18 protein-coding genes and 2 tRNA genes are annotated in these 20,144 nt (G+C 61.9%); 8 read left to right on the top strand and 12 right to left on the bottom strand.

Translation table 11 applies throughout. The features are described from left to right. Positions 1–13 precede the first annotated feature (13 nt). Positions 14–1,069, bottom strand: a complete 1,056-nt coding sequence (locus ACXMDM_RS08270; protein ID WP_259723039.1) for a hypothetical protein — start codon at positions 1,067–1,069, stop codon at positions 14–16. A 252-nt stretch (positions 1,070–1,321) separates the two neighbouring features. Between ACXMDM_RS08270 and ACXMDM_RS08265 the strand changes: the two genes are divergently transcribed. Both ACXMDM_RS08265 and ACXMDM_RS08260 read left to right on the top strand, forming a co-directional pair. Continuing rightward, the gene (locus ACXMDM_RS08265) at positions 1,322–2,134 is read left to right on the top strand and encodes a hypothetical protein (RefSeq protein ID WP_499569366.1); all 813 of its coding nucleotides are present in this window, start codon (positions 1,322–1,324) and stop codon (positions 2,132–2,134) included. A 508-nt stretch (positions 2,135–2,642) separates the two neighbouring features. Further along, on the top strand, positions 2,643–3,320 hold the full coding sequence (locus ACXMDM_RS08260) for a hypothetical protein (protein WP_259723041.1): 678 nt from the start codon (positions 2,643–2,645) through the stop codon (positions 3,318–3,320). Positions 3,321–3,433: 113 nt separating this feature from the next. On the opposite strand, the gene ACXMDM_RS08255 is transcribed toward ACXMDM_RS08260, so the two are convergent. Beyond that, on the bottom strand, positions 3,434–5,812 hold the full coding sequence (locus ACXMDM_RS08255; protein WP_259723042.1) for a GumC family protein: 2,379 nt from the start codon (positions 5,810–5,812) through the stop codon (positions 3,434–3,436). Between the two features lie 136 nt (positions 5,813–5,948). Between ACXMDM_RS08255 and ACXMDM_RS08250 the strand changes: the two genes are divergently transcribed. From ACXMDM_RS08250 to ACXMDM_RS08235, 4 genes are read left to right on the top strand one after another with little or no spacing between them, the layout of a single operon-like run. After that, on the top strand, positions 5,949–6,788 hold the full coding sequence (locus ACXMDM_RS08250) for an HpsJ family protein (RefSeq protein ID WP_259723043.1): 840 nt from the start codon (positions 5,949–5,951) through the stop codon (positions 6,786–6,788). After that, positions 6,785–7,696: an archaeosortase/exosortase family protein gene (locus ACXMDM_RS08245; protein WP_259723044.1), complete on the top strand. Its 912-nt coding sequence runs from the start codon at positions 6,785–6,787 to the stop codon at positions 7,694–7,696. Before ACXMDM_RS08250 ends, ACXMDM_RS08245 begins: the two co-directional genes overlap by 4 nt. Continuing rightward, positions 7,693–8,205, top strand: coding sequence for a hypothetical protein (locus ACXMDM_RS08240; RefSeq protein ID WP_259723045.1), 513 nt, complete (start codon positions 7,693–7,695; stop codon positions 8,203–8,205). Before ACXMDM_RS08245 ends, ACXMDM_RS08240 begins: the two co-directional genes overlap by 4 nt. After that, on the top strand, positions 8,202–10,187 hold the full coding sequence (locus ACXMDM_RS08235; protein ID WP_259723046.1) for a polysaccharide biosynthesis protein: 1,986 nt from the start codon (positions 8,202–8,204) through the stop codon (positions 10,185–10,187). The genes ACXMDM_RS08240 and ACXMDM_RS08235 overlap by 4 nt, the downstream gene beginning before the upstream one ends. Here ACXMDM_RS08235 and ACXMDM_RS08230 read toward each other — a convergent pair. Next, positions 10,184–10,639: a hypothetical protein gene (locus tag ACXMDM_RS08230; RefSeq protein ID WP_071801338.1), complete on the bottom strand. Its 456-nt coding sequence runs from the start codon at positions 10,637–10,639 to the stop codon at positions 10,184–10,186. The two genes, ACXMDM_RS08235 and ACXMDM_RS08230, sit on opposite strands and share 4 nt — an antisense overlap. Positions 10,640–10,724: 85 nt before the next feature. Then, positions 10,725–13,658 (bottom strand): DNA polymerase I, encoded by a 2,934-nt coding sequence (gene polA, locus ACXMDM_RS08225; protein WP_259723047.1) that lies wholly within the window; start codon positions 13,656–13,658, stop codon positions 10,725–10,727. A gap of 132 nt (positions 13,659–13,790) precedes the next feature. On the opposite strand from polA, the gene ACXMDM_RS08220 reads away from it, so the two are divergent. Then, positions 13,791–15,083, top strand: a complete 1,293-nt coding sequence (locus ACXMDM_RS08220; protein ID WP_233830698.1) for a cation:proton antiporter — start codon at positions 13,791–13,793, stop codon at positions 15,081–15,083. Here ACXMDM_RS08220 and gltX read toward each other — a convergent pair. The 7 genes from gltX to ACXMDM_RS08185 all read right to left on the bottom strand — a co-directional run bounded on the left by gltX (position 15,054) and on the right by ACXMDM_RS08185 (position 18,426). Continuing rightward, on the bottom strand, positions 15,054–16,493 hold the full coding sequence (gene gltX / locus ACXMDM_RS08215) for a glutamate--tRNA ligase (RefSeq protein ID WP_259723048.1): 1,440 nt from the start codon (positions 16,491–16,493) through the stop codon (positions 15,054–15,056). The genes ACXMDM_RS08220 and gltX overlap by 30 nt on opposite strands. A gap of 40 nt (positions 16,494–16,533) precedes the next feature. Further along, positions 16,534–16,607: transfer RNA gene (locus ACXMDM_RS08210), tRNA-Asp, on the bottom strand. Between the two features lie 111 nt (positions 16,608–16,718). Beyond that, positions 16,719–17,219, bottom strand: coding sequence for an NADPH-dependent FMN reductase (locus ACXMDM_RS08205; protein WP_259723049.1), 501 nt, complete (start codon positions 17,217–17,219; stop codon positions 16,719–16,721). Between the two features lie 24 nt (positions 17,220–17,243). Further along, positions 17,244–17,432 (bottom strand): SH3 domain-containing protein, encoded by a 189-nt coding sequence (locus tag ACXMDM_RS08200; RefSeq protein WP_006043540.1) that lies wholly within the window; start codon positions 17,430–17,432, stop codon positions 17,244–17,246. A gap of 36 nt (positions 17,433–17,468) precedes the next feature. Then, positions 17,469–17,541, bottom strand: a tRNA-Trp gene (locus ACXMDM_RS08195). A gap of 79 nt (positions 17,542–17,620) precedes the next feature. After that, entirely contained in the window at positions 17,621–18,073 is a 453-nt protein-coding gene (gene rplS / locus ACXMDM_RS08190; protein ID WP_071801334.1) for a 50S ribosomal protein L19, read from the bottom strand. Between the two features lie 41 nt (positions 18,074–18,114). Beyond that, positions 18,115–18,426 (bottom strand): peptidase, encoded by a 312-nt coding sequence (locus ACXMDM_RS08185; RefSeq protein ID WP_071801333.1) that lies wholly within the window; start codon positions 18,424–18,426, stop codon positions 18,115–18,117. Between the two features lie 55 nt (positions 18,427–18,481). Between ACXMDM_RS08185 and map the strand changes: the two genes are divergently transcribed. Continuing rightward, the gene (gene map, locus ACXMDM_RS08180) at positions 18,482–19,345 is read left to right on the top strand and encodes a type I methionyl aminopeptidase (RefSeq protein ID WP_071801332.1); all 864 of its coding nucleotides are present in this window, start codon (positions 18,482–18,484) and stop codon (positions 19,343–19,345) included. Here the strand turns inward: map and ACXMDM_RS08175 are convergent. Further along, the gene (locus ACXMDM_RS08175; protein WP_071801331.1) at positions 19,342–20,070 is read right to left on the bottom strand and encodes an NAD-dependent epimerase/dehydratase family protein; all 729 of its coding nucleotides are present in this window, start codon (positions 20,068–20,070) and stop codon (positions 19,342–19,344) included. The genes map and ACXMDM_RS08175 overlap by 4 nt on opposite strands. Positions 20,071–20,144 lie beyond the last annotated feature (74 nt).

Raw genomic sequence — 20,144 nt, 5'->3', positions numbered from 1 at the left:
TTTCAGTATCCCCTTACTGAGGCTGATGATGGCTGGGTGAATAGCGGCGCCGAAGACGACCAATCACACCAAGGAGAAACAAGGCACCAGCCGCTGGAGCGGGTGTAGGGACAACCTGCTGAAGAGAAGCAATCGATAAATTATCAAAGGCAAAGACATCTCCGGTTCCGATCGTAGTATTGAACACAACGCGGTCAAACACTTCAGCAGGATTAGACGTGGCAATGCCATAGAAAAGGATAGAACCATCCGTGCTTCCGGATGACCCTGTTGGACTTGGAACAAGGCGAGTGCCCAAACTGGTCGCTCCATTAAACAACTCCAATGTCAAGCTGCCGCCAAAATCTCCGATGTCAACACCATAGAACCCGATCACAGCAATCGCCCTACTTACACTAATCTGGAACTGATTCGTGCCACCCGCTGGCACTTCCAAAAACTGATTATTGCTAATCGAATAACGCCCAAAGCCATTGGTTGTTGTGCCAGGAGTGTTCCGGATCGCCCCCACAATGAGGGCCGGGTTAGGGCCAGCTCCACCAAGTGTGGCGATAATGTTAGGCCCAGCAGCATCTGGGAAAGACAGCACGATAGGGCTATTGGTAGAAAAACTTGTATTTGGCACGAATGTTGTCTGATTGTCAAAAGTTTGAACAAAATTACCCTGCAGAATGCTCTGAAAGTTATTGCTGGCGTTGAGTGAATTGGGGAAAGCAGACAAACGTGTACTGCCACCGCAAGTTGTGCAGACATCAACTCCCGAAAAAACAGTAAAGGCTTGAACCGGCTTCGGCGTAGCTGCAACCAGGAGTATTGCCGGACACAAGGAAAAGCCGAAAACAGCGTGGAAGGAACCCTCCCTTTTAGCAAGCCGAAGAATCCAAGAGCTTGCAAACATCATCATTTGACTGGCTGAGCTGGTAAAAGATTGAGCTACCCAATGGCTGATCAATGACGGATCAACCTTCAATCTATGCACGAAATTAGCCAAACCTGATCTTCTCCAAAACAATACAATCAATCCACCACGTTCGACGAAATGAATTTGGCCAGAATGAACGGAATACAACTGTAAACCTCAACAGGGCCTTCCTCAACATTGACATCCGCCGGCCTCTGGTAGACCAGCCGCAGAACCAGGCCAGCGCCGGGTGGGCATGGCGATGGCGCGCGGATTATTCCCGCAACGTCCTCTTGGAACTGCCTTCGATAGAGTTCGCGAGCAAACCCACGGCAGAGTAAAATTCTGCCGTAATGGACAGATACAAAAGCGACTCCACAGAGTCGAACCAGGCACAGAATTCAACTAAGTTTAAGCGAAATGATTAAGGTTTTGAAGCGTCTTCCAATTGCCGCCATACTTGGTTTCAGCTCAGTCTTGGCTGCTCCCGTGCCCGCATTGGCTCTTACCTTTGTGGGTGCTTCTAGTTTCTGGAGCGCTCCTGTTGGCCCAGCCGCAGCAGGTGTTACTTATGAGAATCAAACTGGACCACCGGCAGGCGGCGGCTTTTTGGCACCCGCACCCATTCCCCAAGCTGCACCCAACAACCAAAACCCTTCCGGCATTCGCTGGGGCATTCCTGCTGCCACCAACAGGAGCGGCCTTCGTGCCTACGGCTCAACATTTAACGTTTTAATCCCGACGAACGGAAATACGCTCACAGCAAATAATGTATTTGTTCTGAATCATCTTAACTTTCCTATCTTTACTGCCATTGCACAAGTAACTTGGAACATTAGGTATGATTTCCTTGACGATAATCTAATTCCATTTTTTGTTACTGCCGCTGTACCGATAAGCATTGATGAAACCTCAAATACCCCCCCTTGTGCTTTTACAGCTCCACCCCCCAATAGTCCTTGCCCTGATAGAATTGAGATTACGCAACCAAACAATATATTTAGCATTCCCAATACAACTGAGTTTATAGATACTGATATCGAATTTTTCGTTTCTGGAAACACCTTTGCTATTACCAATGAAAATCAGCAAAACTTTTTACGTATTGACGGGACATTTAGACGCATCCCGGCACCTGGATCTCTAGGAGCTTTAGGGCTATTTTCGTTTTTCACTGTAAATTACAAACGCATCAAGGCCAGATATCTTGATGGAACTAGGCCACAAGCTTGATTCTTGCGCCTTTGGTCCAATTCTTTCCGAATCTTTGTATCACGCAATCATAATATGTTGAATAGTTTAATAAATACTTCCATTTTGACAGTAAGATTGGCGAGGATCTAAAATAGTTTAATTCCGGCAAACAATATAGCCTCAATAATTACTCTGTATCTTTTTAAAACTTCTTCCATCGTTTAGCCTTGTCTTTCCACTTGGCGTCTCGCAATCCCATTCAAGCGAGTTACCGCGCTCATTAATCAATATTTTCAACGTCAAGCCAATACGCGGCGCTTATAGAATAGCTTGGAAAGAGTGGATATTTGATTGTGTAAGACATATCGATGCGGCAAACGCTAGCCTATGCAAGCAAATAATTCGAAGAGGAAAACAGGAACAGCGGTATGCTTGTACTAAAGCCTTTTTCTAATGCGTCAACCAAAATCCTCAAACAAAAGACCTTTCCTTTTAACATTGCTCTGTCTGGACAGATTGTGCATCAATTTAAGATCCACCTAAAGCCATGGCTCCTCCTAGCAATCACGCCAAGCTCAATCGATTGGCCAGTCATGGCCTTGGTTATGTAATGGCCACCTCTATGGCTGTGTTGGCCTGTCAAGGAGCTGCCCATGCACTGCAGTATGTGTTTGAGGGAGCAGTTAATCCGCCGGATGGTTTAGAGCTGGATTTTCGATCACCCCCTTTTTTCTTTTTTAGATTTACCGGATCAGGCACAGTCACAGGCAGTTTTAATTATGTTGGTGGCAATGTTATCGATAGCATCAATCTCACCTTCACTAGCAATACTGCCAATACACAAACTTTTCAGTTCACTGGTAACAACGGCTACTATAATTCTTCCACTGATACTCTGTACTTTGGTGTGACATCAGGCGGCTGCCCCGCTGGGAGCACCACCTGTTTATCACTCAACCTTGCAGGCACAGGCTTAAACAATACACCAAGCGAGATTGTGAATTTTGTTGGTGGAACTGATGCTCTCGGAGACTATTTCAATGCTGGAAATTCTAACTTTTTAACCGCCACGGAACGTCGTGATCTCACTCTTCGCAGTGGCTTTTTGCGCCAAATCCCTGCTCCCTTATCGGTCTTGACACTGTTGCCCCTCGCAGGCCTGAAACGCTACCGCCGACGCCTCGCCCGTTTAAAAGCCACACATGATTCGCCGCCAAAAATATAGATAGAAATAGCTTGAATACTACTCAAGCATGCCAACATTGTCTTGTTTTAATAGAATATACTTCCAGAATATTCTATTGTCTGAAGAATAGAGCGACAAGAGTTAGGTGTTTTTTAGTCAAGCCAAGACCCAATTCCTTTTTTCCAACGCCTCAGGTTTGCACGGTTAGGGACGAGCGCAGCTAGTCCTTTCGGAGCCCGACTTCGGTCAACGCCGTTAGTGGAATAATAATCGTAAGCAGGACCGGGATCAAGAGCTTGGGCACCATTGCTGTAGCTCTCGTAGCCATACCTCGAGTAGCCATAGATGTTGGTTCGATCACCTGTGGCAATTCGCGAATTGGTTACCACGCCCAGAAGCGGTGCACCTGCAGCACGAATGCGCTCAACAGCCTGAGCTGGCAGCTGGCGATCCACCTTGTTGAGGCCCACCACCAGCAAAATGCCATCGAGGTTTTCGGCCAGCAGGGAGGCATCAGCCAAGCCCAGGGTGGGCGGGGTGTCGTAAAGGATCAGGTCAAAGGTGCTGGTGTCGGCAATTTCTTTAACCAGATGGCCCATCCGTTCAGAACTCAACAGCCGCGGCGGGTCGGGCACACGCCGGCCGGCGGTGATCACCTGCCAGTTGGGATGGTCCGGCACGGTCTGCAGCATTGAGCGCCAGTCAGTTTGTTGCTCAGTGAGCAGGTTGGACAGGCCGCTCAAGTTGTTGAGTCCAAGCCTGTGGTGCACCTGGGGTTGGCGGAGGTCAGCGTCCACAAGCAGCACTGTTTTGCCCAGTTCGCTCAGGGTTTTGGCCAGTAGCACAATCAGCAAACTCTTGCCCTCTGACGGCACCGAACTGCTCACGGCCACCGATTTCACCGTTCGGTCGCTGTTCATGAAGCGCAGGCTGGTGTAAAGGTTGCGGAAGGCTTCTTGATAGGTGAAACGCTGGTAGCCGGCCATGCCGGTCTGTTGGGCGTCAAGGTCTTTGAGTAAGAAGCGCTTGTCACGCCGCACCCCTTCGAAGAAGGAGATGTAAGGAACATGGCCTAGCAGTGGCACCTTGAGCTCGTCACGAACTTCACCGGCCGAATGGAACACATGATCCAGGCGATCACGCACCAAGGCCGCACCACCACCGGCCACCACGCCCAGCAACAAGCCCTGCAGCAGGCCTTGCCCCAACAGGGGTGCCACCGGGTTGGGGTTCACCGCCGTTGGGCTGATCACCTTCCAGGGCACGTTGTTCTGGGCAATCTCCAGCTGGAACTGATCACGGGTGCTCTGATAGCTGGCCAGATTGTTCTGGGCAATCACCAATTTGTTCTGCAAAGCTTCGTATTGGCGCAGCAGCGGCGGTTGGCTGCGGAAACGGGCGTCGGTGCCGCCGATCTGGGAGTTCAAGGCCGCAATCGAGCCATTGAGCTGCTGCAGGGTGGCATCCACCGCTTCAAGTTCCTTGCGCTGGAGCGCAGGCTGGAGCTGGTCGCGGGCACTGAGCAGGTTGCGCAGGAATGGAGAGTTGGCGGTATAGATCGAGCGAGCTGCGGCGATCTCCGCATCCAGGCGATTGAGTTCGCTGAGCATGGGCTGGTTGGGCACATCCAGAGTCACGCTTGTGCCCGATCCGGAGTTGTCGCCACCGCCGCCATCGCCCGCGGTGCTGGAGAAACTGCGGGCTGTCAGCCGCCCGGCCGCCACATCGGCACGCACCTGCTGCAGCCGGCGGCGCTCGGCCAGCTGGTTCTCCAACGACTGGCGCAGCGTTTCGGCCTGGCCGCGCACCGAGGCCGCTTCCGCCTCCGGGGCCAACACATTGTTGTCGGTTCGGAAACGCTCCAGCTCGCCTTGGAGCTCAGCGCTGCGGGCTTGCAGGTCTGGAGCTTGCTTATCGAGGAATTTCACACCTTCGGTGAGCTTCTCTCGGCGCTGCTGCAGGGCCCAATTCAAGTAGGCCTGCTCGGTGAGTTCCAGGGTTTCGCGCACCAGCTCAGGGCTACCTCCCCGGGCCTGTACCGAAAGCACCCCTGAAGTCAGGATCGGGCTGCCCTGGTTGGCATCGGCTGACACCAGGCTCACGTCGACCTGGGGAATGGGCTGATCGGGAAAACGGCTCACCAGTTCGCTGAGCACAGGCTCCAGCACCGCCGGGCTCTCCAGCACTCGGATCAAGGTGGGCACATCGTTGCGGCTCACGTTGCGGGCTACCGAGCCAATAGCACCGGTACCGGCTCCGGCCTCCCCGCTGGCCCCACCGCTTTCATTGATCGGATCAGAGATCAGCAGGCTGAAACCCCCCAGAAACACGGGAGTGTTGATGCGCAGATAGATCGCGCGCAGACCGGCGACCAGCGTGACGGCCACGGCGGTGAACAGGAAAATCCGGCGGCGGCGGCGCAGCATCCGAACCAGCCCATTGAGGCCGATGCCACCCTCGTCGCTGGGCGAGGCTGCCGGGACCAGCGCATAGGCGGCTGGCGCTGGGGTGTTCGGGGTGCTGGTAGCCATATCTGCCGAACTTTGAACCGATCTTATGGGAGATCAGGCCGTACGCCATGGCGGCTGTGGTGCTTTTGGGTGCACGGGAAGCTGATCAGCAGGCGTCGTAGCCTTGCAGAGCCAAGGCTTTTTGCATGACGATTTCATGTCGATAGAGCTCCAGGATGACTTCAGCCGTCGTAAAGCCCGCAACCTCGCCCGTCTCTGCTCCTACACCTTCTTTCTGGTGTTTCTGGCCAGCGTGATCACCACGTTGCTGCCTCCCCGCTTTGGTGATCCCCAACGCCTGCTGGGAGTGATCGCTGAAGTGCTGGAGCGCTCCACCCTGCCGGCGGTGGCGTTGTTGTTTCTGTTTTTTGGCTTCAGCGGCGACGCCCTGCCGGCCCTCTGGGAATTCTGGCTGGCCCGTTGGTTGCGGCTGCTGCTGCGTGCTGCTGCACTTTTTTACCTGCTCTCAGCGATGGCGGTGGTTGGGGTGGGCCAGCAGCTCTCCAGCAGCACATTGAACTCACTGGATGCTCAACTGCGCACCACCCAGGACACCCTGAGCGAGTTCCGCCAGCAACTGGAAGCTGAGACCAGCGTGGAGCGGCTGCGGCAGGTGGTGGCAAGCCAGCCCCAGATCCTGCAGGCCCTGCAACAGGAGGGAACCCCCCTGGAACAGAACAGCACGCTGCCGGAGCTGCGCCAGCAGGTGGAACGGCTGCTCACCCGGGCGGAGGCCAACCTGCTCAGCCAGGCCCAGCTGGCCCGCTCCAATTCCTTCGGTCAGCTGGCCCGCCAAATGGTTCGGCTGAGCCTGACGGCACTGTTTTATGCCCTCTACTACCTCGGGGCCTCGTTCATCTGGCCGCGGTCGTTGCAGGCCACCGTGGAGCGGGTGCTGGAGACCCGCCGACTCAGGCAGGCTTTGGAAGACGACGAGCAAGCAGAGGAGACATCAGCAGAGGAATCAGTCACCGATCTAGGCGAGGAGCCTGCGTGATCCGGGCCTCGGCGGAAGGCTGGGCGCGGCTCACCCTGCTCTGCTCCCTGGCAGCAGCCCAGCTCACCTTGCTGGTCCGCTCGGGCTTGGCCGATTTCGCGATCATGGCCAGCCTGTCCTGGTTGGCAGGAGCCTTGCTGCTGCTGGAGCGTGAAGAGCAGGGTTCCAACCCTCCCCTGCAGCAGTTGTCGGGCTACAGGGTGGTGCCTGCCCTGCTGCTGCTGCTCTGGAGCCTGCTGGTCCTCAGCCGCGTGGCTCGCCTCTACGACCCCTTGCTGCATCTGCTGCCCCTGGCATCCCTGCTGGGGCTGGGCCTGCTCAGCGGCCTGGCCTGGCGCTCCAGTGGCCTGGCCACCCTGGGCCTGATTGGCGCTTTGCTGCCGGGCCAGGTGTTGATCAATCGCTTCCTACCCACCGATGCTCTGGCCTCGCTCACCGCCTGGATCTCCTCGCTGCTGCTGTGGGTGCTGGGTCGTCCAGCCTTCTCCGAGGGCAGAAACATCCTGTTAAATGACAAAGTTCTGGTGGTCGATGCGAGCTGCACGGGCGTGAACTCCATGGCGCTCTGCCTGGCGGCGGCATTGGTGCTGGTGATTCTTTTGCCCCCTCCCGCCGGTCCGCCCTTCCCCTCACGATGGCCTTCTGTAGCAGCCGGGCTCGTTCTCGGACTGCTTGCTGTTGTCATGGCGTTCTTCGTGAATCTGCTGCGGATCGTGCTGCTGGCCTACACCGATTTCAGTCCTGGCCTCGAAGGGCTGGCCCAGTGGCGCAGCTTCAGCTTCTGGCATGAGGGGCTGGGCTCGAATCTTTTTTCACTGATGGCGATGGCCCTGACCTGCCTGCTCTGGGTGCTGGTGTTGGAGCTGAATCTGCATCACACCCGCTTGATGCGGAGCACAAAGCCATGAATGGACCAGCGTGGGGGCTTTTCGCTCTGGCCGGCTGGGCAACGGTGCTCTCACTGGAAACCTTGTTCCGCCAGCCAGGGGCAGGGCCGTGGCCAGCCTTGCCGGACCAGATCGAGCGCCAGGGCCGGGTCTACCGGCGGGCTCCGGCGGCTGACGATCCTGGTGATCCCCCGCCGGCACTCACCCTGGTGGCAGCAGCCAACTACCAGCCCAAGGGCGCTGGCGGGGGGCCACCGATTCGGCTGCGGCTGCTCACCCTGGCCAGCAGTGGCACCGGCGTCGAAATGCCTGTCGAGGCGATCGGTCAGGACCTGATCGGACCGGGTAGCAAGGGGCGTTGCGTGGTGCTGGATGCGAACGGAACGATCCAGAGCGAGCAGCCCACTGATGCGGCCTGGCAGGCGTGGAAGGCACCCCAGCGGCCCAGCCCCCAGGACATTGGGGCCTGGCTGGTCGGCCTGCGGCCTTACCGCGCCAACACTTGCCTGTGGGAAAGTCTGCCCCGATGATCCGGCCTGATCGGCTTGTTCTGCGGCTGCTGGAGGCGCTGCCCTTCCCCGAGGTGCTGAGCCGGCGCCTGCTGCTGATCGCGCTCGATTCGGCCCTGTTCGTGTTCAGCTTCTGGCTGCCCTTTGCCCTGCGGCTGAATGCACCCTTCTCGCCGATGTTGCGCAGCAATCTGTTCCTGTTGCCCCTGGCGGTGGCCATCGGCATCGCCGTGCTGGGGATCAGCGGCTGGTATCGGGGCCTGACCCGTTACACCGGCAGTCATGCGCTCTACGCCCTGCTGCCACGCACCGCCTCGATCGTGTTGCTGGTGCTGCTGGTGAGCACCCTCAGCGGCCATGACGATCCGCCTTTCCGTGCCTTCTGGCTCCTGTTCTGGCTGTTCGTTTCAGCTGCCTTGATGGCCAGCCGGATTGTTTTACGTGATCTGCTGCGTTACTGGCTGCGCGTTCGCGGCGACGGCCCAGCGGCTGTGGCGTTGGCTTCTCGCCCAGCGAGCCCCAAAATTCCCACCCTGGTGTTCGGCGCTGGCCAGGCCGCCTCATTGCTGCTCTCTGAGTTGCGCCACCACCCACGCTTCGAGCTCGTTGCGGCGGTGGATGATGACCCCACGCTCAGCGGGCGCCAGCTGCAGCAGCTGCCGATCCATTCCAGCCGTGATCTGGCGGCGCTGATCGATCGTCATGGCATCCGCCAGGTGCTGCTGGCCATCCCCTCAGCCCCCCTGGTCCGGCGACGCGAATTGGCGCTGCAGCTCCGTGGGATGGGCTTGACCGTGCTCTTGATGCCCTCCCTGTCCCGGATCGCCACGGGCGAACAGGCCGTGACCGATCTCCGCCCCGTGGCGATCGAGGAGCTGCTCGGCCGCGACCCCAGCCCGCCTGACCCTGATCTGCTGCGGCTTCCGGTCTGCGGGCGCTCGGTTTTGGTCACCGGTGCCGGCGGCTCGATCGGTTCGGAACTCTGCCGCCAGATCCTGCGCCAGCAGCCCGCCCGGCTGGTGTTGCTGGAACAGAGCGAAGCCGGCCTCTACGCCATCGAGCAGGAGTTACTCGGATCGCTGGCGACGGAACCGGGCCTGCACAGCCATCCGTTGCTGATTCCTCTGCTGGGCGATGTGCGGGATCAATCGCGCCTCCAACAACTCCTGCTGGAGCACAACGTTGATGCGCTGTTCCACGCAGCGGCCTACAAACACGTGCCTCTGGTGGAGGGCAACATCTGTGCGGGGCTGTGCAACAACCTCCTGGGCACCCGCTCGGTCCTGGAGGCCGCCATGGCCTGCGATCTCGAACGCTTCATCCTGATTTCCACCGACAAAGCCGTGCGCCCCACCAATGTGATGGGGGCCAGCAAGCGCGCCTGTGAACTGCTGGTTCAGGCTGCCGCGGCCAGGATCACCGCCACCGGAGCGGGTCCGGTCTGCTCGATGGTTCGCTTCGGCAACGTGCTCGGGTCTTCCGGTTCGGTGGTGCCCTTGTTTCGTGAGCAGATCGCCAGCGGCGGGCCGCTCACCGTGACCCACCCCGAGATTACCCGCTACTTCATGACCATTCCGGAGGCGGCCCAGCTGGTGCTGCAGGCCGCGGGCCTCGCCCAGGGCGGTGAGGTCTTCCTGCTCGACATGGGCGAACCGTTGCGCATCGTTGACCTCGCGCGCCAGATGGTTCGGCTCTCCGGTTGCCGACTCCGCGACGCCAACCATCCCGACGGCGACATCTCGATCCAGTTCACGGGCCTACGACCCGGCGAGAAGCTCTATGAGGAGCTGCTGATCGGGGACTCAGATTGTCCCACCGCCCATCCGCTGATTCATCTGGCCCACGAGAGCGCTCTAGCCGCCGATCGCCTCTCCGAGCTGATGGACCAGATGGAACAGGCTCTGGCGGTCTGGGATGAGCAAGCTGCTGTGGCTGTTCTGCAGCAACTGGTGCCCGAGTACGGGCCGAATACTGCGAATAATGAGCCCGCAATCACCCCCTAGCCAGGATCGAAGTACCGGCTGTTGTCGGCACGCTTCTGACGCTGGCGCCCTGCTTCCCGGCGGCTGAACTCGCTCACGCTCGGGTTGGCCACCACCGGATCCACATGGGCCACCTGCTCCCAGAGTTCGCGCGGTGCCCAGCGCACCGTGTGCTCCACCCGATCCAGCCGTGCCACATGGCACCAGCGGCTGCAGCCGCACTCAGGACAGAACAGTTGCTCCAGCCATTCGTTGCTGAGCACCAGCACCGGGTAGGCCTGGATCAGCAGGCGGGCCTTCTTGTCGCTCATGCCCCGTTGCTTGAGCTCTTCGGGGGTGAGCAGATGCAAAAAATACTTGCGGCCGTTGCCCAGCAACTGCTGCTCAGGGTGGGCTGGGCAGAACAACTCCCGCTTGCGTGGTCGGCGGTTGCGACGCGGCGTTTCAGCTGGTGGCAGGAAGGAGGGCGTCAAGACCAGGTGTGCTCAGCGGCACGAATAGGGATCAAATTCTGACTTGGCAGGGTCGCTCTGACTGCCGCTTCGATCACTTCTTCAATCACTTTGTCTCCATCCAGTTCGCTCCCCAGCCGGTGTCCACCACCAGGGGAACGCGGAGGCGAACGGCGTTCTCCATCACCCGTTTCACCGTGGCCAGAACGGTGTCGAGGGCGTCGGGGGCCGCCTCCAGCACCAGTTCGTCGTGCACCTGCAGCAACAGTCGGGCGGGCAGCCCTGAGGCGCGCAGCTCCTGATCGAGCTGCACCATCGCCAGCTTGATGATGTCGGCCGATGAGCCTTGGATCGGTGCATTGGCCGCCGCCCGCAGTTGCTGAGCTTCCATTCCCGCGCGGCGGGCCACCTCCAGCTCGATCTCTTCTGGTGGCTTGCCTTTCAGCCGGCCGAGGCCACCGGGGTCAAAGGCGAAGGGGCGGCGACGCCCCAGGATTGTCTCCACATAGCCGCGACTGAGGGCCAGCCGCTCCTGCAGCTCCAGAAAACCGAAAACCCTGGGGTAGCGCTCTTTGTATTTCGAGAGAAACTCCTTGGCCTGCACCTGGCTCACGCCTGTTTCGCGCGCGAAGCGCTGGGCGCCCATGCCGTAGATCACGCCAAAGTTGATTGTTTTGCCCAGGCGGCGCTCCTCTGCTGTCACCTCGGTTTTGTCGAGTAGCAGGCGGGCGGTGAGGGCATGCACGTCGTCGCCGTTGGCGTAGGCCTCCAGCAGCACCTCTTCGCCTGAGAGGTGGGTGAGGATGCGCAGCTCGATCTGGGAGTAATCGGCGCTGATCAGCTGCCAGCCCTCCTGGGGCAGGAAGGCCTTGCGGATGCGGCGGCTGAACTCCGTGCGGATGGGGATGTTCTGCAGGTTGGGATGGCTGCTGGAGAGCCGTCCGGTGGCGGTCACCGCCTGGTTGAAGTCGGTGTGGACGCGGCCGGTTTCGAGCTCCACCAGGGCTGGCAGCGCATCCACATAGGTGCTTTTGAGCTTGCTCAAGGTGCGGTGCTCCAGCACCAGCGGCACCACCGGGTGGTCGGCTTCGAGTTTTTCGAGCACGGCGGCATCGGTGCTCCAGCCCGTTTTTGTTTTGCGCGATTTTTTGCGCTCCAGCCCCAGGGTGTCGAACAGCAGCTCACCCAGTTGTTTCGGTGAGGCCAGGTTGAACTCCACCCCAGCGGCTTCGCGGGCGCCGGCCTCGAGGCTGGCGAGGGCGCCGGCCAGTTCTTCGCTCAGGGTGGCCAGATAGGGCTTGTCGATGCGGATGCCGGTGGCCTCCATGCGGGCCAGCACCGGCTCCAGCGGCAACTCCAGCTGATCGAGCAGCTGCGGCAGGGCGTCCCCCAGCTGCTGCAGCTGGCCGCGCAGCAGCGGCGTCAGCCGCCAGGTGAGGTGTACATCCATGGCGCAGTAGCGAGCGGCGGCCTCGATCGGCACCGCCGCGAAGGTGTCGCCCTTGGCCACCAGTTCGGTGAAGCTGGTAGGCACGAAGCCGAAGTTCCGCTCCGCCAGCACCTCCAGCCCGTGCTTGGCATTGGCATCGCGCAGGTAATCGGCCAGCAGGGTGTCCATCACCACCCCCTCCAGGTTCAGGCCATGGCGCAGCAGGATCAGCCGGTCGTACTTGGCGTTCTGCAGGGTTTTGGGGTGCTGGGCACTCTCAAGCCAGGGGGCGAGGGCCATGAGCACCCCATCGAGGGGCAACTGCCGGGGTGGCACCGGTGCCTGCTCCAGCAGATCAGTGGCTTCCCCGAACTGGTGGGCGATCGGGATGTAGGCCAGATCGGCGGGGCCCTCACCCCAGCAGAGGCCCACTCCCACCAGCTCCGCCTGGAAGGGATTCAAGGAGGTGGTTTCGGTGTCGAGGGCGATCGGCCGGGCGGGATCGCTGGCCGCCATCAGCCTCAACAGCAACGCTTGGAGTTGCTCTGGGCTCTGGATGATCAGGGGCTGCAGGCTGGGCGCACTCGGATCAGCGGGACCTGGTGCGGTTTCCTCTGTGCTGGCGGGCGCTAATGGGTCCGGCGAGCCCTCAGCTTGGTGATCGGCCGAGAAAGCCTTCTCAAAGGCCGCCAGCTGCCGCACCAGACTGAACAACTCAAGCTCTTCTAACCGCAAGCCCAGGGCGGCACCGTCCACGGCGCCGAGCGTCAGCCGCGGTTCGGCCGGCAGGGGGATGTCGATCAGGATCTCGGCGAGCATGCGCGAGCGATAGGCGTTCTCACGGTCGGTTTCGAGCTTTGTTTTGAGGGCACCTTTGTGCTGATCGAGGGCCGCGTAGATGCCATCGAGGTTGAGGTGGGCGTTGAGCAGGGTGATGGCGGTCTTGGGGCCCACCCCCTTGACGCCGGGGATGTTGTCGCTGGCATCACCGGTGAGGGCCTTGAGGTCCACCACCTCCTCCGGCGTCACGCCGAGCTTGGCCACCACTCCCTCGCGCCGGACCAGCAGCGGCCCTGAACTCTTGGCGTACGGGCCACCACCCATGTAGAGGACGGCAATGTCGCGCGCGTCATCAACGAGCTGGAACAGGTCGCGATCACCCGAGAGGATGCGCACCCGCCAGCCGGCATTCGCCGCCCGGTTGGCCAGGGTGCCGAGCACGTCGTCGGCCTCGAAACCCGGTGCCATGCACAGGGGCAGATCCATGGCCCCAGAGAGGATCTCCTGCAGGTTGGCCAGATCGCTGAAGAAGTGCTCCGGGGCCACATCGCGGTGGGCCTTGTAGCTGGCGTCGGCCTCGTGGCGGAAAGTGGGCTCGGCGGTGTCAAAGGCGATCACCACCCCCTGGGGGGTGAGGCCCTTGACGTTGTCCAGCAACGCCTTGAGGAAGCCATAGGTGACGCTGGTGGGCACCCCCTCCTTGGTGGCCAGACCCCCCTCACCGCCCTTGGCGAAGGCATAGAAGCTGCGGAAGGCCAGCGAGTGGCCATCCACCAGCAGCAACAGGGGCTGCTGAGGCGGACCGGCCTGGGACTGGGGGGCTGCCTTCATTCGCGCCAGCCTGCCACTTCCTGGGGCATTGTGAGCGAGCAGATCCCCTTGCCTACCATCGGTTTCTTTCAGCTCTGGTTTGAGCACCATTGAGATCGAACCGAAAGACCCCCAAGACACCTCGATCAACGCTTGAATCTTCCGATCACCGATGCTCCCGAGCGGCTTGAACTGCTCTGGGGAGTCACTGTTTTTGCTGGCGCTCTGGCCCAGCTGACGGCCGTGCTCACGGGCCTGCCGGCGGTGGTGCTGCTGCTCTCCGCCGGCCTGGTGATCGGCCGCTCCGGCCTTGGCCTGGTCAACCCCTTTCAGCTGGGCAGCGGCCTCGAAACCGTGGTGGGGCTGCTGGTCAGCCTGGTGCTCTTTGATGGCGGCCTCAAGCTCAACCTGCCCCAGCAGGTGGCACGGCTGGCGGTGCTGCGGATCGTGCTGGTGCGCTTGCTGCTGGCCCTGCCCTGCGGCCTGCTGGCGGCCCACTGGCTGGCGGGGCTGAACTGGCCGTTGGCGGCGGTGTTCAGCGCGATCGTGCTGGGCACCGGCCCCACGGTGGTCACCCCCTTGGTGCAGCAGATGCGCCTCGCGCCGCCCCTCGGAGAGGTGCTTGAAGGCGAAGGCCTGGTACTCGAACCATTCGCGGCCGTCCTGGCGCTGCTGCTGCTGGAGCTGGTACTCGGTGGTCTGGGCGGCTGGAAGCAACTCGGTATCGACCTGGTGATTCGCCTCGGTGGCGGTGTGGTGATCGGCCTCCTCAGTGGCCTGTTGCTCTCCGAGCTGCTGCGCCGCCTGCCGGTGGATCCCACCAGTGGCCTGCGCCTGCAGCTCACCCTGGGCATCCTCTTTCTGATGTTCACCGGCTGCGAAGTGCTGCTGCCCGAGTCGGGCTTGCCGGCCTCCGTGGCTGCTGGCTGGATGGTGGGTCGCCGTGACCAGCTCGATTCCGCCCAGCTCGAAACCCTGATCCGCCAGCTGGCTCAGCTGGCGGTCAGCATTTTGTTCCCCCTGCTGGCCGCCGATGTCTCCTGGGCGGAGCTCAGCCCGCTCGGTTTCGGTGGCGTGGCCTGCGTGCTGGCCCTGATGCTGGTGGTGAGGCCCCTGGCCATGGGGATCGCCACAGCCGGCTTACCGCTCAGCCTGCCCCAGAAGGTCTTGCTGGCCTGGCTGGCCCCACGCGGCATCGTCACCGCTGCGGTGGCCAGCCTGTTCGCCCTGCGGCTCGATGAAGCCGGGGTTCCCGGGGCCGGCCAGCTGCAGGGCCTGGTCTTCCTGACGATCCTGATGACGGTGGGCATCCAGGGGCTGACGGCGGCCCCATTGGCGAAACTGCTCGGCCTGGTGCGGCCCGCCCCCAGCGAAAACGAAGTGGACGGCGAAGAGACCAGCGAAGATTCGCTTGGCTCAGGTGGCGAGGCTGCGCTCAAGGCGTGAGCGATCTTCGCCGCTTGGGTGCAGCAGGCACCAGGTGGTGATCAGATCCGGGCCCTGCAGGCTGCCGAGCAGTGCCGCCCGCAGGCTCTTCATCACCACGCCTTTCTTGACGCCAGCCCCACTGGCGGCTACAGCCAACAGCTCCCGGGCCGTGGCGTCGGCCAGCGGTTGATCGCTAGCCGGCAGCGCCTCCAGCAGGGCAGCGAGCGCCGAGCGGGCCTCCGCCGAAGCCAGCTGTCCGGTCGCGGTCGCGTCGTAGCCGGGCCATTCAAAAAACGGACGGGCCTGGTCGAGGCCGTCTTGCAGGGTCACCAGCGACGGGCCGAGCAGGGCGGCGAGTTGCTCGCCCCAGGCCCCATCAGCACTCGAATCCCACCAGCCTGCGGCCTGCCAGAGCGGCAGCAGTTCGGCCAACAGAACGGCAGGGCTGCGCTCATGCAGCACCTGGCTGTTGAGCCAGTTGAGCTTGTCCCAGTCGAAGCGGGCTCCGGCCCGGTTGACCCGCTCAAAACCAAAGGCCGCCGCCGCCTCCGCCAGGCCGAAACGTTCAGCCATGCCCTCAGGCGGCGACCAACCCAGCAGGGTCATGTAATTGACCAACGCCTCGGCGGTGTAGCCGCGGTCGCGGAAATCAGCCACCGAGGTGACCCCATCGCGCTTGGAGAGCTTGCGTCCTTCGCCATTGAGGATCAGCGGGGTGTGGGCAAACACCGGCAGGGGCAGCCCCAGCGCCTCATAGAGCAGCAGCTGCTTGGCGGTGTTGGCGATGTGGTCTTCGCCGCGGATCACATGGCTGATCGCCATGGCGGCATCGTCGACCACCACCACCAGGTTGTAGAGGGGATCGCCGATGTCCGCTGCCGGGGCGCGGCGGGCAATCACCATGTCACCACCGAGGTCGTTGCCGCTCCAGCGCATCTCACCGCGCACCAGATCGCTCCAGACGATCGTGGCCTGGTCGTCGATGCGGAAACGGATCACCGCCTCGCGGCCTTCGGCGGCAAAGGCTGCCTGCTGGGCAGCGCTGAGATCGCGGTGGGCGTTGTTGTGGCGTGGCGGTGCGTTGAGGTCCTTCTGCTCCTGGCGCATCTGCTCAAGTTCCGCTTCGCTCATGAAGCAGCGGTAGGCGTGGCCGCTGGCCAGCAACTGGGCGATGGCGGCGCGGTGGGCTTCGATTTGCTCGCTCTGGATCACCGGCTCGCCGTCCCAGCCCAGGCCCAGCCAGGCCAGCCCGTCGAGGATGTTGGCGGTGAATTCCGGCTTGGAGCGTTCCTTGTCGGTGTCCTCGATCCTCAGCAGGAACGCACCGCCGTGATGGCGGGCGAACAGCCAGTTGAAAACAGCGGTTCGGGCCGTGCCGATATGAAGAGTGCCGGTGGGGCTGGGAGCCAGGCGTACCCGCACCGTCACAACAACGTTCTCCTTGATGACAAGGGCTCAGAGAGCCAAACGGGACTGACGGGATTCGAACCCGCAACTTCCGCCGTGACAGGGCGGTGCTCTAACCGGTTGAACTACAGTCCCAGATGATGCGAACCGGCAGCGTACTGGCAGACGGGAATCAACCCGGCGCCGGTGCGGCCATCGGTGCCGCCAGAGCGACCACGGCAGTATCAACCGCCGCCTGTCCCGCCGTCAACCAGGAGTGGGCAGGCGGTGCAGCTCCACCAACATCGCCGCGATGCTCTCTGGATTGGCCGCCCGTTCGTCGCTGCAGCTCAACTCGCGCCCCAGCACCGTGGAGCCGAGGTGGGAGAACTGGAGCCGCATCGCGCTCAGGGCCTTCTGGCCGCTGCCGCCGCTGTGGCTGGAGAGCGCCACCGGCAGGCCGTTGAAGAGGCTGCGGAAATCGCTGGTGGTCCGGGAGAGCCAGGCCAGGGCACTGGAGAGGCTGGGGGGCAGCGATCCGTTGTACTCAGGCGCACAGATCCACAGCCGCTGATGCAGGCGCAGTTCAGTGGCGAGCCGATCCAGATTCGCTCCTGGTCCCACCGCTTCGGCCGCCGGGGTGTAGAGCGGCAGACCCAGGGCGACAAGATCGATCAGCTCAACGCCGTGCCCCTGCTCCGCCGCAATCGAGCTGACGCGTCGCGCCAAGACGAGGTTATGGCCATTGCTGGCCGCCAGGATGAGCATGAAGACGCCAAAGCTGCAGGGAGCCTAGGGACGGAAGCCGGCCGGTTCGATCAAGCGCACCTGGTTGCCCCGGGCGGTGAACTCACGACCCTGGTCGCTTTGGACAACAACACGACCACCGGATTTGACCCGGATCACCCGAGCACGGACCCAGCCAAGAGCCGCAGACTCCAGAACTTTGACCACATCACCGGGCTGTAAATCCAACTCCATGTCCGGAACCAGGAAAGTGCAGGAAAGGGCATCGAGCGCGCCGTGGAGGACTTGAACCCCCGACATCAGGTTTTGGAGACCTGCGTTCTACCAACTGAACTAACGGCGCAAGAAGAGGCCCTTTCGCCCGGTGCCCAAGGGCAGCACCGGGAAATTGAAACGACGAATAAAAACGTTGGAAGGAAACTTCAGCGATCGAAACGCTGTTTGACGCGGGTGGCCTTACCAACCCGATCGCGCAGGTAGAAGAGCTTGGCCCGGCGAACCTTACCGCGCCGCTCCACCTTGACCGTGGCCACCTGCGGGCTGTGCAGCATGAACACCCGCTCCACACCGATGCCCTGGAAGATGCGCCGGACGGTGATCGTTTCGTTCATGCCGCCGTGGCGCTTGGCAATCACCACGCCCTCGTAAGGCTGAACCCGCTCCTTGTTGCCCTCACTGATGCGCACGCCCACGCGAACGGTGTCGCCCACATAGAGCTCAGGCAGATCGCTCTTGAGCTGCTCGGCTTCAAAGGCCTTAATCAGGTCATAGGCGCAAAGCTTGGGGCCAGCCGGCTTCGCAGCCTCTGGGCTTGCCTCTGGAGCTGCCGTTGCAGTAGCTGCCGTTGAATCGGTTTCGTTGATTTCCGCTGCCATCCCAGTTCCGAGGTTTCTGGCCAAACAACAACTGTAACGCCTCAGCTTTCAGGCTCTGTCTTGGGCTTCGCCTGCGCTGAACGGCGCCATTGCTGCACCGCCATGCCGAAGCCGGTCGCCAGCATCCAGAGCAGGCCCAGCCCATTGAGGGCCACATAAACCGTTTCGCCATGGCGACCGAGCCATTCGCCCTCGTGCAGCACCATCAGCACGTGGGCCTGGTCCCGGCTCAGGCCTCCCCAGTCACGCAGCAGGCGGTAACCCATGCCGCTGAGCACGGTGAGCAACAGTGGTGCCAGCACCAGCGGGGCTAAGCGGCCGTGCCAGCGCCGCAGTCTTGCCATGGCCTGCATGGTCGCTGCCGGAAAGTTGGTAGCTTGTGATTCTGAATTGTTAGGGCGCCCGTCGATGAATCTGTTCGCCGACCTGCTGGCCACGGGCACCGCCACACCGAAGAAAGCGGCGACGGCCACCGCCGTTCAGACCGGTCCGCGCATCCAGAAAGGCCGCCGTGGCGTTGAGATCAAGTCGGCGCGCGAAATCGAGATCATGCGCCAGGCCAGCCGCATCGTCGCCACCGTGCTGCGCGAACTGCTCGAACTGGCCGCTCCCGGCATGACCACCGCCGACCTGGACCGTCAGGCTGAGAAGCGCATCCGCTCGATGGGGGCCACCCCCAGCTTCAAGGGCTATCACGGCTTCCCGGCCAGCATCTGCGCCAGCATCAACAACCAGGTGGTGCACGGCATCCCCAGCTCCAAACAGGTGATCCGCGCAGGCGACCTGCTCAAGATCGACACGGGCGCCTACTACGAGGGGTATCACGGCGACAGCTGCGTGTCCGTCTGCGTGGGTGAGAGCTCCGAGGAGGCGCGCCGGCTGAGTCGGGTGGCCCAGGAGTCGCTGATGAAGGGCCTGGCCCAGGTCAAGGCCGGCAACACCCTGCTCGACATCGCTGGCGCTGTTCAAGACCACGTCGAAGCCCACGGCTATGCCGTCGTGGAGGACTACACCGGCCATGGCGTCGGCCGCAACCTGCACGAAGAGCCTTCGGTGTTCAACTTCCGCACCAACGACCTGCCCAACGTCAAGCTGCGTGCCGGCATGACCCTGGCGGTGGAGCCGATTCTCAACGCCGGCAGCAAGGTCTGCCGCACCCTGGCCGACCGCTGGACCGTGGTCACCGCCGATGGCAGCCTCTCGGCCCAGTGGGAGCACACGATTGTGGTTACCAGTGACGGCTGCGAGATCCTCACCGACCGCGACTTCTAAGCCCGACTGGTCAAGCGGAAGTAGCCGTGGCGCAGGGCCGTCACCAGCGGCATCAGCGCATAGGTGAGCGGGTTGGGGGTCACGATGATCAGGCCCAGATGGCGGCGTGCCTGGGCGATCACCTGGCCAGCCACAAAGTCGGCGCCCATCACGCCGTAGGGATTGAGGCCGGACCGGAACGGCCCTAGCACCAGGCGGCGGATGCGGCAGGGGTTGGCGCCGCTGCAATCGAGGGCCCGTAGGCTCAGCAGCTGTCCCAGCAGCCGCTTGCTGATCTCATACAGCGGGCTCACTGCCGGCAGGATCTCCGCCTCTGAGGTGTTCACCCACAGCTCCCGGGCCGGGCTACCGGCCGGGCGCTCCGGCAGGGAGAGGAACAGCTCCACCAGCCGCCAGGCGCTGAGCGCGTTCACCTCCAGGCTGCGCTCAACCGCTCCAGCACTGCGGTCACCAAAGCTATTAACGCCGTGGTTGATCACCAGAATGTCCACCTGCTCGAGCAACGCGCCGAGGGCCTGCTCCTCCCCGCAGCGCCACTGAACCGAACGCAGGGGAATCGGCGCACCGGAGCTGCCCGCGATGCTGAGGGGGCTGGTCTGGCTGGTCAGGCCGATCAGCCGTGCTCCCTGGCCATCGAAGCGGCGCAGCAGGGCCTGACCCAGAGAACCAGCGGCGCCACTGACCGCCACGGTTCGATCGCGCAGGGGAAGAAGGGGGCGGAACACCGGCAGGGAATCACACGGCCACCCAGTGTCGGTGGCCGGTTGCCAACGGCTGAGCGGCCCCCACCTAGATTGGT

This window comes from Synechococcus sp. CS-603 (assembly GCF_977929215.1).
Note: the sequence above shows the minus strand (reverse complement) of the source record. Positions and strands in the feature narration are given on the sequence as shown.